At 37.2% G+C, this 15,916-nt stretch carries 14 protein-coding genes; 10 read left to right on the forward strand and 4 right to left on the reverse strand.

Annotated features, from left to right (window positions below):
* Window positions 1-51: 51 nt before the first annotated feature.
* Window positions 52-1,062 (reverse strand): AraC family transcriptional regulator, encoded by a 1,011-nt coding sequence (locus I7H67_RS18220; RefSeq protein ID WP_198308519.1) that lies wholly within the window; start codon window positions 1,060-1,062, stop codon window positions 52-54.
* A gap of 289 nt (window positions 1,063-1,351) precedes the next feature.
* Here I7H67_RS18220 and I7H67_RS18225 point away from each other — a divergent pair, with 289 nt between their 5' ends.
* The 8 genes from I7H67_RS18225 (at window position 1,352) to I7H67_RS18260 (ending at window position 10,929) form a co-directional block, all read left to right on the forward strand.
* Complete coding sequence (locus I7H67_RS18225; protein WP_198308520.1) at window positions 1,352-1,957, forward strand: RBBP9/YdeN family alpha/beta hydrolase; 606 nt, start codon at window positions 1,352-1,354, stop codon at window positions 1,955-1,957.
* A 101-nt stretch (window positions 1,958-2,058) separates the two neighbouring features.
* Window positions 2,059-3,888, forward strand: a complete 1,830-nt coding sequence (locus I7H67_RS18230; RefSeq protein WP_198308527.1) for a DUF1302 domain-containing protein — start codon at window positions 2,059-2,061, stop codon at window positions 3,886-3,888.
* A 69-nt stretch (window positions 3,889-3,957) separates the two neighbouring features.
* Window positions 3,958-4,368 carry a PH domain-containing protein gene (locus I7H67_RS18235; RefSeq protein ID WP_198308521.1) on the forward strand — a complete coding sequence of 137 codons (411 nt, stop codon included), beginning with the start codon at window positions 3,958-3,960 and terminating at the stop codon, window positions 4,366-4,368.
* Window positions 4,369-4,438: 70 nt separating this feature from the next.
* Entirely contained in the window at window positions 4,439-5,812 is a 1,374-nt protein-coding gene (locus tag I7H67_RS18240) for a PQQ-dependent sugar dehydrogenase (protein WP_198308522.1), read from the forward strand.
* A 177-nt stretch (window positions 5,813-5,989) separates the two neighbouring features.
* Entirely contained in the window at window positions 5,990-7,267 is a 1,278-nt protein-coding gene (gene salA, locus I7H67_RS18245; protein ID WP_198308523.1) for a salicylate 1-monooxygenase, read from the forward strand.
* Between the two features lie 42 nt (window positions 7,268-7,309).
* On the forward strand, window positions 7,310-8,665 hold the full coding sequence (locus I7H67_RS18250) for an MFS transporter (RefSeq protein WP_198308524.1): 1,356 nt from the start codon (window positions 7,310-7,312) through the stop codon (window positions 8,663-8,665).
* An 89-nt stretch (window positions 8,666-8,754) separates the two neighbouring features.
* Window positions 8,755-9,645, forward strand: coding sequence for a LysR family transcriptional regulator (locus I7H67_RS18255; RefSeq protein ID WP_151302432.1), 891 nt, complete (start codon window positions 8,755-8,757; stop codon window positions 9,643-9,645).
* A 132-nt stretch (window positions 9,646-9,777) separates the two neighbouring features.
* The gene (locus I7H67_RS18260; protein ID WP_005306805.1) at window positions 9,778-10,929 is read left to right on the forward strand and encodes a sterol desaturase family protein; all 1,152 of its coding nucleotides are present in this window, start codon (window positions 9,778-9,780) and stop codon (window positions 10,927-10,929) included.
* 49 nt (window positions 10,930-10,978) lie between these two features.
* Here I7H67_RS18260 and I7H67_RS18265 read toward each other — a convergent pair whose 3' ends face one another.
* Both I7H67_RS18265 and I7H67_RS18270 read right to left on the reverse strand, forming a co-directional pair.
* Entirely contained in the window at window positions 10,979-11,632 is a 654-nt protein-coding gene (locus I7H67_RS18265) for a glutathione S-transferase family protein (RefSeq protein WP_198308525.1), read from the reverse strand.
* Window positions 11,633-11,857: 225 nt separating this feature from the next.
* On the reverse strand, window positions 11,858-13,060 hold the full coding sequence (locus I7H67_RS18270) for an MFS transporter (RefSeq protein ID WP_005306802.1): 1,203 nt from the start codon (window positions 13,058-13,060) through the stop codon (window positions 11,858-11,860).
* Between the two features lie 133 nt (window positions 13,061-13,193).
* On the opposite strand from I7H67_RS18270, the gene I7H67_RS18275 reads away from it, so the two are divergent.
* Window positions 13,194-13,766, forward strand: coding sequence for a TetR/AcrR family transcriptional regulator (locus I7H67_RS18275; protein ID WP_005306800.1), 573 nt, complete (start codon window positions 13,194-13,196; stop codon window positions 13,764-13,766).
* A 446-nt stretch (window positions 13,767-14,212) separates the two neighbouring features.
* A complete protein-coding gene (locus tag I7H67_RS18280) occupies window positions 14,213-15,511 on the forward strand; it encodes a dicarboxylate/amino acid:cation symporter (protein ID WP_004791418.1) in 1,299 nt (432 codons plus the stop codon).
* 173 nt (window positions 15,512-15,684) lie between these two features.
* On the opposite strand, the gene I7H67_RS18285 is transcribed toward I7H67_RS18280, so the two are convergent.
* Window positions 15,685-15,888 carry a hypothetical protein gene (locus tag I7H67_RS18285; protein WP_003652518.1) on the reverse strand — a complete coding sequence of 68 codons (204 nt, stop codon included), beginning with the start codon at window positions 15,886-15,888 and terminating at the stop codon, window positions 15,685-15,687.
* Window positions 15,889-15,916: the final 28 nt, after the last annotated feature.

Here is a 15,916-nt window from a genome sequence, read left to right on the forward strand (position 1 = left end):
AGGTTTTGGGTTATTCACAAAACTTCCTCTTTGTTCTAAATACACACGTGCTTAATTCAGTAGCGATTTGTTATGACTACGCCACATATTCGGTGACATACCAAATTGGCTAATGAACCAACGAGTAAAAGAACTCGGCATTGAGTAACCTAAAATATCAGACACCTGAGCAAGTGAATAATTTAGATTTTTTAAATAACGAAATACGAGATCTTTGCGTACTTCATTGATTAAATCACTAAAACTCGTCTGAGCTTCTTCTAATCGACGCTGTAAGGTCCGTACGTGAATACCATGTGTTTGAGCGACTTGATCAATCGTAGCGCGGCCCATTGGCAAAAGAAGATAAATACTTTTACGAATATCAAAAATCATGGTCGATTCATTGCTATTCTGCAAAATATCTAAATAACGCTGTGCATGGTTGGCCATAGCCAGATTTGCTTGAGGGTTTGTTGTATCAAGTTCGGCCGCCGTACAAACAATGCCATTAAAGTCACTACCAAACTCTAGCGCACAGCCAAAAATCCGCCGATGCAAAGTTAAATCACTAGGCGGGTTATGAGTGAAGTGTACACTTAACGGCCGCCATTTTTGCATCATGAGTGCTGCACAAAAACGATGGGTGATTCCTAAAGCAAGTTCTGTGGCCTGACGGCTATACCCGCAAGTTGTGGTTATAACTTCTTCTCGAATAACAACCGTATCATCAATTTCTTCTATATATATTTCAAGTGAGTTATTGAGTAAATTCCTATAACGAACAATCGTTTGTAGCGCTTCTCTCAAAGTATATTGGTAACTTAATAATAAGCTCAGTTCACCAAAATCCGCGATTTCGCGTTGCTCTGCCATATGTAAACCGAAAACATCGCAATTACTCATTTGGGCTGAGTCTTCAAGCAAGGTAATGGCTTTATCTACAGGAATACGTTGTTTAAGATCATTCAATTGAGTTTGGCTAAGCCCAACACGTGATAATAAATGGTAGGGATTTAGATCTAATTGCTGAGCAACTGCCAAATAATTTTTTAAAGAGGCGGTATGCGCAAGAGGCACCATTTTATTATCTCCTGTTCTTAATCAGCCATATTCCTTACAGCTGATATCTAGTTATAACTAAAATATCTGCATTACAAAAGCTTTTATTTAAGCGCCTAATCGTGATGTCGATTCAATTTAAACCTGTTCTTTTAATTCACTTGTAATTACAAAAACTATTGTAATTAATTTATTAAATTTTAAAAAGATGTGTCGTCAAATGAAAAGTCCGTGACGCCTTATGTACACCATTAACTGAAATGAGCCTTTATTGTGAATGGAGTTTTATAAAAATTCTTAAGCCTCCTAGATGGCAAAATTCACAGGCGTCGAAATGGAAAAAATACAAACCAAAGCAACAATTTTAATTATTCCGGGGTTACGCGATCATGTTCCCGAGCATTGGCAAACGATCTTAGAAACAAAGCTAGCAAAGGTTCGTTCTGTACCACCTGTAGAAACCAACAAACTCAATTGTGAAAATAGAGTTGCTGCAATACAAGCACAACTAGAACAAATACAAGGGCCTGTCATTTTGGTTGCACACAGCGCAGGCGTATTGATGACAACACACTGGGCTGCAAAATATCAAAGACCAATTCAGGGTGCTTTACTTGTAGCTCCGCCTGACTTAAACGAAAGCTGGCCAGAAAATTATCCAAGCCCAACTGTACTTCATCAAGAAGGATGGAGTCCTTTACCTAATCAAACACTACCTTTCCCCAGCATTTTGGTTGCAAGCACCAATGACCATTTAGCTTGTTATGAGGCTGTAAGTGAAATGGCAGAAAAGTGGGGGAGTCAACTCGTAAATTTGGGTGAAGTAGGACATTTAAACCCTGCATCTGGCTTTGGCTATTGGCCTTTAGCTGAACAATTTATTCAACAGTTAGATCAGGTCGAACAACCAGCCTAGTACAAAAAATACCTGCTTAGGTAAACCATTTAAAAGCCAATGGATGGCTTTGAGTAATAAGCAATAAATAAGAAAAATCATATTGATAAGGAGATAATATGATGGGTCATTACGTCTATTTAAATCAAAGAAATAATCACGTTTTATATATTCAAAAAATAGGTGTTTCATTAAGCCTAATTTTATTCATGTCTAAAGCGAACGCAGCCAGTTTTGATATTGATAAAGACTGGAAGGTCGATACAAAAACGACATTAAGCCTAGGTGCCAGTTGGAGTACCCAAGATCCATCTGTTTCATTACTTTATCGGCCTGACGCAAACAAAATAGGGAAACAAGGCGCTAGCATTGATGTGAATGGTGATGATGGGCGTATGAATTTTAGTAAATATGATGCCATTTCACAGATTATTAGAGGCATAACTGAAGTTAAGCTAAATGGAAAACAACAAGGTGCGGTCATTAGCACTAAATACTGGTATGACCATGCCTATGAGACAGGACAAGGAGACTTTAAACCCTTTAATGATTCAGCGTGGCCAAGGCTCGCAAAGTTTAAAGGTATCGATTTATGGAATGCCTATATATGGAAAGATTTTGAATTAGATGGTGGAAAAAGCATCAATTTAAAATTAGGCAAACAGACATTAAGTTGGGGGAAATCTCAGTTTTTTCAAAACGGTTTAAATTCGGTGAGTGCCTTTGATTTTGCTGCAATTAACCGACCGGGTGGTGATGCAAAAGAAAGAATCATTCCAACCGAAATGTTTTCGTTCGACACAAGCATTAATAAAAATTTGAAAATAGAAGGGTTCTATCAATTTAAATTTAGACCTTCAGTTGTTGATGGTAACGGAACTTTTTTTGAGATTTCAGACTTTGTGCCCGAAAATGCAGGTCCAGTTCTGATTGCTGGAGGGGGAGATAAATTATCAGATACCGCAATTCGTTTACGTACCTATATTCCACGTGCAGAAAGTAGAAAAGCAAAGGATAATGGCCAATATGGTATTGCTTTAAAACAGACATTACCAAGTTTAAATAATGCTGAGTTAGGTATTTACTATGCGAACTACCATAGCCGTAATGCAAACTTTGATGGAACCGCTGTAACGGCATCGGGACCTGAACATTTTAATACCGCGAGTTATTTTTCTATCTATCCTGAAAATATCAAAATGTTTGGATTAAGTTTGACTGGGAAAGTTGGAACAACAACTGTTTTTAGTGAGTTAACCCACAAACCTAATCAACCTTTACAACTAAACGGTACAGACATTGTCTATGCTCAAGTGCTATCGGAAGGAACACCATTTGCGCCGCCGGGAAAAACTGTTGAATTAGGTCAATATATTCAAGGACATGTACGCTTGCCCGTAACACAATTTTCAGTTGGAGCAACTGATAGCATATTCAATATTTGGGGCGCAAACTCGATGACATGGTCTACAGAGTTTGCCTTAAACCATATTGCAGATATTGGTAATCATCGGATTGGACGGACAGGCGCATTTGGCCGTAGTGAGCTGTCAACAGGGGCATATAATCCTGAAACAGGCGAGTTTAAATGTACGCCGTATGGTACAGCTCATCTTACAAATGCAGAAATAGACAATTTAAATGAACGCTTTTGTAATAAAAATGGTTTTTTTAATGAATGGTCCTTTGGCTACCGATTACGTGGCGCATTAAATTATCAAGATATTTTACCCTCTACAGTGATTACGCCAAGTCTTAGTTTTAGACATGATGTTTATGGATATAGCCAAAACTTTCAAGAAGGGCAAATGAGTGTAAGTGCAGCGTTAGCTATGACTTATCAGCAAAAATATACAACAGAGATTGCCTATAATAACTTTTTTGGTTCTAATGAATTTAGCACGATAGATGATCGAGATTTTGTATCATTAACATTTAAAGCTAATTTTTAGTTCAATTATTTTATAAAAAATATATAGAAATACTTGTTATAAATGAGATTTAGACGTGGAGGATAACTTTTGAAATTTAGATCAAAAATTGATTGGTGGCTTTTATTAATATTTGTTGTTATCACTGCCAATATCCTTATGAAGATTTATGAAGCAAATTATCATTATTCTTTAGCTTCAAATTTTCCACATCTCCTCATTTATAGTTTAATCATTTTTCTTATTTGGCTTCCCATCTTTAATACTTATTATTTGATAGAGAACAAAACTTTAATGATTAAGAGTTTGGTATTCCGATGGGAAATTAATATTGATGATATTACCCAAATAGAGCCTACTCATAATCCACTTTCATCTCCAGCACTCTCATTAGATCGACTCAAAATTTATTATATGAAAAATGGAGAAATTACTTCAGTGATGATTTCACCAAAAGATAAAGAACGTTTTTTTCAAGCCATAAACAAAAGACTCCATTAAAGTTGCTTGTTTAATTGCAAACATAAATTACGCTATTTCCATGACGACAAAAAATAAATGGAGATAACCCATGGCGACACGTTTTTTACTGCCAATTTTTGGCACTACGGTTTTAATTACATTAGCTGGATGCGCTTCATCCTCTCAATATCCAATTACCGACAGTTATGGGCCAGACCCAAAATTACCTGAACCTAAATCAAGCTTATTACCAACTGTTAATATAGCTCCAGCAGAAGGCTGGCCGAGTGGGGTAATGCCAAAACCAGCAGAAGGTTTAAAGGTCAAAGCATTTGCCAAAGGACTTGAACACCCACGTTGGCTTTATGTATTACCAAATGGCGATGTATTGGTTGCTGAAACGGATGCCCCGCCTAAACCAGAAGACAGTAAAGGAATTAAAGGTAAAATTATGTCTTTTGTGATGAGACGTGCAGGCTCATCTCATCCAAGTGCAAACCGTATTAGCTTACTTCGTGACACCAATGGGGATGGCATCGCTGACCAAAAAACAGTATTTCTTCAAAACTTAAATTCTCCATTTGGTATGGCATTGGTCGGTAATAACTTATATATCGCCAATACAGATGCACTGGTGCGTTTTCCTTATCAAGAAGGTGAAACTCAAATTACGGCCAGTGGAACCAAAGTGTTGGACTTACCAGGTGGCCCTTTAAATCACCATTGGACCAAAAATGTGATTGCTAACCCAGCTGGTACCAAGTTGTACATTACCGTTGGTTCTAACAGTAACGTTGCTGAAAATGGTTTAGATCAAGAAAAAGGCCGAGCACAAATTACGGAGTTTGACATCGCAAGTGGTCAGTCACGCCCATTTGCAACAGGTCTGCGTAATCCAAATGGTATGGCTTGGCAACCTCAAAGTGGAAAACTCTGGACGGTGGTTAATGAGCGAGATGAAATTGGGAGTGACCTAGTACCCGATTATATGACGTCAGTTCAAGATGGAGCTTTTTATGGCTGGCCTTACAGCTACTATGGTCAACATGTTGATGTACGAGTTAAACCACAAAATCCAGCAATGGTTGCCCGTGCAATTAAACCAGACTATGCACTAGGTAACCATACGGCTTCTTTAGGCCTCACATTTTATGCAGCCGAACTCATGCCGCAATTTAGAGGAGGTGCATTGATCGGTCAGCATGGTTCTTGGAACCGTAAGCCTCACAGTGGTTATAAAGTCATTTTTGTCCCATTTAGAAGTGGTCAACCTTCTGGTCCGCCGCAAGATATCTTGACGGGATTCCTCAGCGATAAAGGCAAAGCGTATGGTCGTCCTGTGGGTGTGGCAATTGATTTCTCAGGTGCTGTGTTAGTTGCAGATGATGTGGGCAATACGATTTGGCGCGTTTCGCCAGTTGCAGAGACAACTTATGAAGCTCCAATGAAATATGCTATTGGAACCCCGCCAGGCACACCATAAAGTGTTTTAATAATCATTTATTAGCATGGGCGGCCTTTAGGCTTTATAGAGGCTCGCCCAAATGACGATTATTTAATTTTTAAATAATTGAACAAAAAAAATACTAATTGGACTTTATAAGCCAACTTCTCAAAAATGAATATGTGAAAACGATAATGATGTTTAAGGAACAAACACATGAATACACATATTCGAATTGCCGTGGTCGGTGGTGGTATTGCTGGTCTGGCTTTAGCAAGTAATTTAAGTAAACACGCCCATTTAGATGTCCAAATGTTTGAATCTGCACCTCAGTTTTCTGAAATTGGGGCAGGGATTTCTTTTGGTGCCAATGCAGTCAAAGCCATTGAATTGTTAGGTTTAGCTAACGAATATCATGCAATTGCAGATAAAGTATCGCCACCATTTCAAGATGTTTGGTTTCAATGGCGCAATGGTTATACCGATGAATATTTATCTGCATCGATCGCAACAGGTGTAGGGCAGTCATCTGTTCATCGTGCTGACTTTCTTGATGCCATTATTCCTCACATGCCTACGCAAAATGTCCACTTTTCTAAACGCCTAGAGGCGATTGAAGAACAAGATGATCAGGTGATTTTATACTTTAATGATGGTAGTCAGCATGAGTGCGATTATTTGATAGGGGCTGACGGTATCCGCTCGGTGGCTCGCCAATATGTTTTAGCTTCTCATCATTTACCACCAGTTCATCCACGTTTTTCAGGAACTTGGGCTTATCGTGGCATTATTTCTCACGCTTCATTTAAAGAAGCTTTGCAACAAATAAATGGCGATACAGATTTAGCAGATATTCCACAAATGTTATTGGGCAAAGACAAACATATTTTAACGTTTCCAATTCGTAAGGGGGAGCAAATTAATATCGTTGCTTTCTGCTCAAACCGCGAAGATACAATACTACCAGCCGATACACCGTGGACTAAGCCTGTCGATAAAGCTCAAATGCTTTCCGATTTTTCAGAATGGAGCGAAAGCTGCCAAATATTACTCGGTTTAATTGAACAGCCTACCATTTGGGCCTTACATGAAATTGAAGAGCTTCCAACTTATCAAAGTACCTCAGGTCATGTCATTGTCATGGGCGACGCTGCACATGCCATGTTACCTCACCAAGGTGCTGGAGCAGGCCAAGGTCTTGAAGATGCATTAATCCTTGCGGCCTTATTGTCGACAAAAAACTTACAAGCAGATCAGTTAGCCGATGTGTCTTCAATATATGAAAAGCTCCGTTTAAAACGTGCTTGTCGTGTTCAACAAACTTCTCGTGAGTCTGGCGAAATTTATGAGTGTTATTCGACTCAGTACCCAACGTTTGCCGAAATTGGCGAACATCTTGAGCATCGATTTGACTGGTTATGGCAACACGATCTAGAACAGGATGTTGTAGAAGCACAGCAACAATTACATCAGCTAGGAATGGCAACCATTTAAATAAATTTTTGTTTTACACACAATTTGCTAAGGAAAGCAATTATGGAAAAACTAAATGCAAATCAATTGATTGATGATGCAAGATTAACACCATTACATTGGCGGGTGATCTTGCTGAGTGCGCTCATTATTATTTTTGATGGCTATGACTTAGTTATTTATGGTGTTGCATTGCCTAAGCTCATGCAACATTGGCAGTTAGATAGTATGACTGCTGGATTGCTGGGCAGTGTTGCATTATTTGGCATGATGTTTGGTGCCATGATTTTCGGTAGCTTGGCTGACAAATTAGAGTCATATGGCTTTAGCCGTAAGCGTTTAATTATGCTTTGTGTCTTCATTTTTAGCGGTTTTACGGTGTTATGTGGTTTTGCCAACAGTCCTAAAGAGTTTGCCATTTATCGTTTTATTGCCGGCCTAGGTTTGGGTGGCGTAATGCCAAATGTTATTGCCATAATGACCGAATTTGCCCCAAAGAAATTACGATCAACTTTAGTATCGCTTATGTTTAGTGGCTATGCGATTGGTGGTATGAGCTCAGCGCTTTTAGGCATGTGGTTGGTTCCTAAATTTGGTTGGCAAATCATGTTTATTTTGGCGGGTATTCCACTCATTTCATTACCTATTATTTGGAAATTTTTACCCGAATCAATTGATTATCTGGTTCGCCAGAAAAAATGGAATGAGGTGCGTGATTTACTTAAACAGTTAGCGCCAGAACAAAACATAGCTGATTATACGAGCATCGTATTACACCAAGAAAATCAACAAACTGCGGCTCGACCTTTGGTTGCTCTTTTTACCGAAAACCGTGCTTTAGTCACTGTGTTTTTCTGGCTGAGTGTATTTATGGCTTTATTGATGGTGTATGCGCTCGGTAACTGGATACCAAAACTCATGGTCGAGGCAGGATATGATTTATCAACCAGTCTGGTCTTTTTATTAGCGCTAAACTTAGGTGGGATGTTGGGCGCAATCGGTGGAGGATATTTTGCTGATCGTTTTCATTTAGGTAAAGTTATTTGTTCACTCTTCTTAGCGGGTGCAATTTCACTTTACTTGCTGAGCTATGCTTTACCCATGGTCATCTTATATTTCTGTATTGCCATTGCAGGAGCGGCGTCTATTGGCGGGCAAATTTTATTGCTGGCTTATATGGCTCAGTTTTATCCTTCACCAATTCGCAGTACTGGCATTGGTATGGCTTTGGGTGTAGGCCGTATTGGGGCGATTTTAGGTCCAATTTTATGCGGCTGGCTTTTAAGTTTGCACCTACCGATTGAATATAATTTTATCGCACTAGCCATTCCTTGCGTACTGGCAACCTTAAGTGTTATTGCCATAAGTATTTGTAATCGAACCAAACGTGTAATGCTAAATTCAAGTATATCTCCATAAGAATTAAGCATTTTTATTCCTGTAAAAGGAACTAAACTCTAAACAAAGAAGTTAAAGTCTTTGTTTAGAGTATTTAAAGGATCAGAACCATGGATTTAGGTTTGATTAAAGTTTTTGTCTGTATTTATGAGTCTCGGCATATTAGTAAAGCTGCTGATAAATTGAATTTGAGTCAGCCTTCTGTGACTTATAATTTGAACCGCTTACGCCGTCAATTAAATGACGAGTTGTTCACCCGAAGCAGAGGTGGCGTCGAACCTACAAAAGTTGCACATGAGCTTTATCCAATTTTTCATCAAGCAATTTTTAATATTGAATCAGCGATTGCTCAAGCACAGGAGTTTCATCCTCAAAACTCCAATAAAACTTTCCGAATCGGACTGTCCGACGCAGGGGAGATTTGCCTATTGCCTAGTCTTATGGCCTTTTTGCAGAAAACAGCGCCCTATATTCAAATTGAGATTGAAGAGATTCAGTCGTCTAAGGTTGAACAGTGGCTTATTGATGGCTTTTTAGATCTAGCCGTATTTAATAGTACACAGACCATAATGCCCAAAATAGAAACGCGTACTTTATTTGAAGAAAGATATGTATGCATTGCTAGAGCTGACCATCCAAGGCTACAACAGCAACTGACGTTAGAGCAATATTTGCAAGAAGATCATGTTGCCATCAAGTCATCGACAGGGCATATCCAAGTTGAGCAATATTTAAAAACAATGGATTTGAAGCGACGAATTCGTTTAGAGGTTCCACATTTTAGTGTTTTACAAGGTGTTTTGCAGAGTTCAGATATGTTGGTTACATTACCATCGCGAGCAGCTCGACATTATTTAGCACATGGTAATGTCCAAATGTTTGAATTACCTTTCGCTATGGATTCTTTTAAAGTGAGCTTGAACTGGTTTAATCGTAGTGATGATATTATTGCTAGAAAATGGCTGATTCAATCTGTCGGTCAAATATTTGAAGTTTTATAAAAACTATTTACAGCTATTTAAAATTTCATTTTCAGATTAAGCGCTTTGATTTGAGAACTTAAAGTTCTTTCCAATTTATTATTAAATTTTGATAGCATTCGCGTTATACAGAATAAGAATTGTATATGAATTATGACAGATCAATTAAGAGCAAAATTTGAGAATTTAGAACTGAACGCAGGTTTAGGGAAAATCAGCGCCTTTATTTCGATGTCACTCAGCTTACTTTGTCTGTTTGGTGCATTATGCTTTTTATTTCCTAGTGTATTAACGACTCCAGAACTCCGTCCTCTTTACGCAAAACATTATCATATTTTTTATTATGGCTTGATTACGGGCATTATTATTAGCGCTGGTTTCGGTGCATTTAGTGCAATTGTCCGTCAAAACCGATATGGCTTTTACGGACTATGTTTTTCACTTTTAGCAGCGGTTTTGGGGTGTGGGGTAATTGAAGCACCCGTTTTACCAAGTGTACCGTTTTATGCAGGTATCGATTATTTTGTACTAACCTTATTCATTTTAGCGTTCATTTTTATTCCGCTTGAAGGTTTTTTTGCTAAAAATCCTGAACAGAAAATATTAAGGATAGGCTGGGTGACTGATATGAAATATTTCATGGTCAGTCATATTGGCATTCAATTATTTAGCTTTTTAACCGTCATGCCGATTCAATATTGGATTACGCATCTACCTGATAATCCAATTGTGCCTTATGTACAAGCTCAGCCAATTTGGCTGCAATTTATTGAACTATTAATTGTGGTCGACTTTACGGTGTATTGGTTGCACCGCGCTATGCATGAAGTTAATTTCTTATGGCGTTTTCACGCAATTCATCATTCGACTGAATATATGGATTGGTTAGCATCTTCTCGTTTGCATGTCATTGAAGTGCTAATGACTCGCTTTATTGCGACTTTACCGATTTTTCTGTTAGGTTTTCATACTTCAGCAGTTTTTGCTTATTTAGTTTTTATTTCATTTCACGCTATTTTTATTCATTCTAATGTGCGTTTTCGTTTTCCATATTTGCGCTGGATTATCGCAACGCCAGAGTTTCACCATTGGCATCATTCTTCAGAAAAACCTGCCATTGATAAAAATTACGCTGCGTTTATTCCACTCTATGATGTCATTTTTAAAAGCGTATATATGCCTAGTCATTTGGCGAGTGTATATGGAACCGTGGGCTATAAAATCCCAAATAGTTTTGTAAAACAGTTTACGTGGCCTTTTAAAAAATATGTAAAACGTTTTTTGAAGCCTTGGCGTGATCAGTAAATCTTAAGTTTTAGCTTAATAAATGTAGAATGCTTAAATGATGACATGTTTAAGCATTCTTCTTGGCATCTGCCACTGCAAAATGAGCCATTTGGTCAGCATACGCTTTTTGAAAAGAAGGGCGTATAGTCGCTCTCTGAACATATGCGAGACAATGGGGGAATTCTGTCAACCCATCAAATTTATTCACCAAACGTAATACGTCAGCCATAACAATATCGGCAATAGAAAACGACTGAGCTAACCATTCACGCTCTGCAAGAAATGACTCCATATGTTGAAGGCGAGACTGAAGAAAGGCATCAAATTGTTTGTGTGCGGGACTATCTGTCTGAGCATTAGAAAATCTTAATAAAGCCCAAGGAAGGCTCGCCATTTCTACTGAATTAAGTGCTGCAAATAACCATTCTATAGCTTCATTATGCTGTTTCGGATCTGTAGGTAAAAGTACACGACTACGTTCACCCAAATAAAATAAGATAGCGCCACTTTCAAAAATTGAAATATCACCATCTGTTAACCAAGGAACTTGCCCAAAAGGTTGGTGAGAAAAATGATCAGCTCCTCGTTCATAAAAAGATACGCTATTTATTTGATAGGGCATTTTTGCCTCTTCTAATGCCCATCTTATCCTTATATCTCGTACAAAACCTCGTGGTAATTCTGGAACCCAGTCAAAAGTTGTCAAAATGAAATTATCCATAATAAATTTCCTTATATTTTATAATGATAAATAGAAAATCCTTTTGAGCATTTTATTTATTTAGTATCGAAGTTCAGCTCACGAGTGAATTTTGATATTAAAAATAGTCTAACGAATTTCAATAGACATCAATGTAGTAATCGGAAGTTAAATTATTTATTTAAGTATCATTTGTTTTAAATTATTTAAGTCAGCTTCATTTGAGGCTGACTTTTTAACACATCCTTATTTACTTTTAATATTTTTAAAAATCATTAGAAGGGCAATCAGTGCAAGAGCAATAATTAAACTCATATAAATATTGGCACTGTTCATAAGTCCGATTTTACCCACAAAGTAGCCTGCCAGAATTGCTGGAACACTAAAAGCCAAATAGCTTTCAACAAAGAATGCAGCCATTAAACCTGCGCGTTCTTCCGGTAAAGCGAGCGGCATGACTGTGCGAATTGCTCCCATGAAAGCTGTACCAAAACCGACTCCAGTAATAATAGAACCAATAAGTAGAACCACAGCACTTGTAAAATTGATCGCTAAAAATAAAACGGTTGCACCAATAATGATGGATAAGGTGCCCGTGAGCAAAATACGAAAATTGGTAGATTTTCTAAGAGTCAGAATCCCTGCCGCACCTGAAAGAGCGAGCGCCATAAACATACTGCCGTTTAGCCAAGCTGAAGATGTCTGAAAAATTTTTGCCAGTAAAGAGGGCATAAGTGATAAGAAAAAACCACTGACCATCCAAAGTGCAATATTAATAGGGCTAATACTTAATAGAGCACCTCTTGCTTGATGAGGAATAGCCATGTTGGGTTTTAAAGAAGCCAAAGCTCCAGATCTTTTACGTACAGTCTCAGGATTAAAGAAACTTAAAATAAGTTCAAGTGCAAACAAAACACATAAGAGTTCAAAAACCAAATGTAAGGGTTGAGCTGAAAATTGCAGAATAAAACATGTAATAAAAACGCCTACTGCCATGCCGACCATTGGGGCAATACTATTAATTAAGGAACCATGATGCTTACTAAAATCTAAGATTGCAGCTCCAATTGCAGAAACGGCAAGACCTGTTGCGATACCTTGTAGGCCACGCGCAATAAATAACATAGAAACATCTGAGGCAAAAAGGAAAAAGCTCATTGAAGCGATTTGCAAAAAAATTGCTGAAATAATGACGGGCCGACGTCCGATATAATCAGATAAAGAGCCAATAATGAGTAAAGAAGCAAGTAAGGTAAACGCGTAGGTTGCAAAAATTAAAGTTAAGATAACGGGCGAAAATTGCCATATCTGCTGATACAAACGATATAAAGGCGTAGGGGCACTAGACGCCGCCATAAAGGTCATAAGCGTGATTGTGTTTAAGGTCAATGCTACTGTTGAATCTAACTGAAAAACTGATCCAGACCGTTTTGAACTTGAATTGTTCATATAAGATGAATAACATAAAAGCGAATATTTAGCTTTTATACATGATTTTTACACTAAAGCAAATCATTAGCTTTAGTGTATTTTGTATATACAAATATTATTTTAATCGTTTTTATTGAAGTAGAGCTAATTAATGGCAAAAGTCGTTACTGGGTTACGCCCGGGTGGTCGTAGTGAAAGAATTCAAACTGCGGTACATCAAGCAGTAAAAGAGCTTCAAAAAAATCTGGAGCAAAGCCAAATTACTATACCCATGATTGCTGATGAAGCAGGTGTAACACCTTCTACAATTTATCGTCGTTGGGGAGATATCAATCAGTTATTTTCAGATGTTGCTCTTAATGAGCTTAAACCCGATATGGAGCCAAAAGATTTAGGCTCATTTCAGCTTGATATCACGACATGGGTCGAACAATATTTCGAAGAGTACTCTTCTGAAGTAGGGCAAACATTGCTACGAGATTTGCTATATGCAACTGAATCTTCAAACGCTCGAAAGTGTGAAACTTTAATCGTTCAACAACTTGATATTATTCAAGCCAGAGCTAAGGCGCGTAGTGAATTAACTATAGAAAATCAAGAAATTATCGAAGCTGTGATTGCACCTATGTTATTCCGCATCTTATTCACTGATCGTACATTAAGCTTAGACTACGTCCATATTTTATTAGAGCGGTTATTTAAGGCCCACCCTAATTTTAATTAATTTATCACAGCTTATTAGGGTAATTTTTTAACAAGAAATAGACATTTTCTCTTGTTAAAAAATTATATATCAATTTTTCTTATTATTTTTAAATTAAATTTTCATAATTTATAATTTACATGTTTTTAATAAAATCATTTATTTAATAAATGATGGTTCTGACTCAGTGAAACAAGTTGTTAAAGCCGATTTTATTACCTTTAATAGGGTTAAATTTTAATATAAACAATAATTTAATCTTATTTTTAATAATTTTAATAATTTTTTAAATCTTAAAATAAAAAGTATTCTATACAAATTAATGCATGATTTTTGAATTTGACATTTTTTAAATTTATAACACAGGGTGTTTTTTATTCTTTACAATGGCTTTTCCTTGTTAAAGCAGCTTGTGGTGCTGGCTTTATATTTTATTTTTTTATCCCCATTGAAAAGGTATTTAGATAATGGATTTCAATACCCTTGACCAAGAAACGGTACAGAAAAAACAGAAATTTCATCAAATTTTGTATGTACAGGTCATTTTTGCAATTATTTTGGGCATTTTAATTGGTCATTTTTACCCAGAACTTGGCGAAAGTTTAAAACCGCTTGGTGATGCATTCATCAAGATCGTTAAAATGATTATTGCTCCCGTCATCTTTTTAACAGTTGTTACAGGCATTGCCAGTATGACAAACATGAGCCGTGTGGGCCGTGTAACTGGTAAAGCGATGCTTTATTTTCTGACCTTCTCAAGCTTGGCTCTTGTGGTTGGTATGATTGTGGCAAATATTATCCAACCGGGTAAAGGCCTTAACATCGATCCTGCTACCTTAGTCAACGACAAAGTAAATACTTATGTTGAGAAGGCACATGCAACAAATATTACCGATTTCTTCATGAATATTATCCCGCAAACCTTAGTCAGTCCTCTGGCTGGTGGCGAGATTTTGCAGGTATTATTTGTAGCGGTGTTATTTGGTATTTCTTTAGCTGCTTTAGGCGACCGAGCGCGCCCAATTACCGATTTTTTAAATAACTTAACAGCTCCAGTTTTCTACTTGGTTGGTATGTTAATGAAGCTTGCTCCAATTGGTGCTTTTGGTGCAATGGCTTTCACAATCGGTGCTTATGGAATCGAATCAATTGGTAATTTATTATTATTAATTATGACGTTCTATATTACTGCGGTGTTATTTGTCGTAGTGATCTTAGGTGCAGTAGCTCGTTACAACGGTTTTTCAATTATTCACTTAATTCGTTATATCAAAGATGAGCTTTGGTTGGTTTTAGGAACAAGTTCTTCAGAAGCAGCTTTACCATCTTTAATGGACAAAATGCAAAAAGCAGGTTGTGAAAAATCGGTGGTAGGTCTAGTCATTCCAACAGGTTATTCATTTAACCTTGATGGTACAAATATCTACATGACTATGGCAGCTCTGTTTATTGCACAAGCGTGTAATGTAGATTTATCAATTAGTGAACAAATTGCATTACTTCTTGTTGCAATGGTAAGTTCTAAAGGTGCAGCAGGGGTGACTGGTGCAGGCTTTATTACTCTGGCTGCAACTCTATCCGTTGTGCCGGCTGTTCCTGTCGCAGGTATGGCTTTAATTCTTGGTATCGACCGTTTTATGTCTGAATGCCGTGCATTAACAAACTTAGTTGGTAATGCTTGTGCAACAATTGTGGTGGCACGTTGGGATAAGGCTTTAGATAAAGATCTTCTTGATAAAGCATTAAAGAACCATAAAGCAGATTAACCTTACAAAATAAAAAAATCTGTAGCTAAGGGCAATTTGGGAGAGTAGCCCTGCTACAGATTTTTTATTTAATAACTAAAAAATATATTTTAATTAAGCCATTCTAAAGTTCTGCAACATTACTTGTCTTTCAGGAAAGACAGTACTGTAATTAAAATCAAGTCGTAAAAAAATTATGCTTTTAAGTGATCCTCAAACTCTTCACCTAATTGCATAGCTAATGAATTACCTGCTAACTCACAAGTGACCAAACCATATTCTTTTTTAAAACTAAAAGTAAAACCTTTCCCGTCAGCGAGATTTTTAACTGAATACCCTAACTTTTCTAACCAAATACGAAACGCAATCAAATTTTTAGCTTTAACAACCTTTTTCACGTGAGAACTCCTTCTATCCGTGGCATTA

This window comes from Acinetobacter sp. ACIN00229 (genome assembly GCF_016106645.1).
GTDB classification, from domain to species: domain Bacteria; phylum Pseudomonadota; class Gammaproteobacteria; order Pseudomonadales; family Moraxellaceae; genus Acinetobacter; species Acinetobacter oleivorans.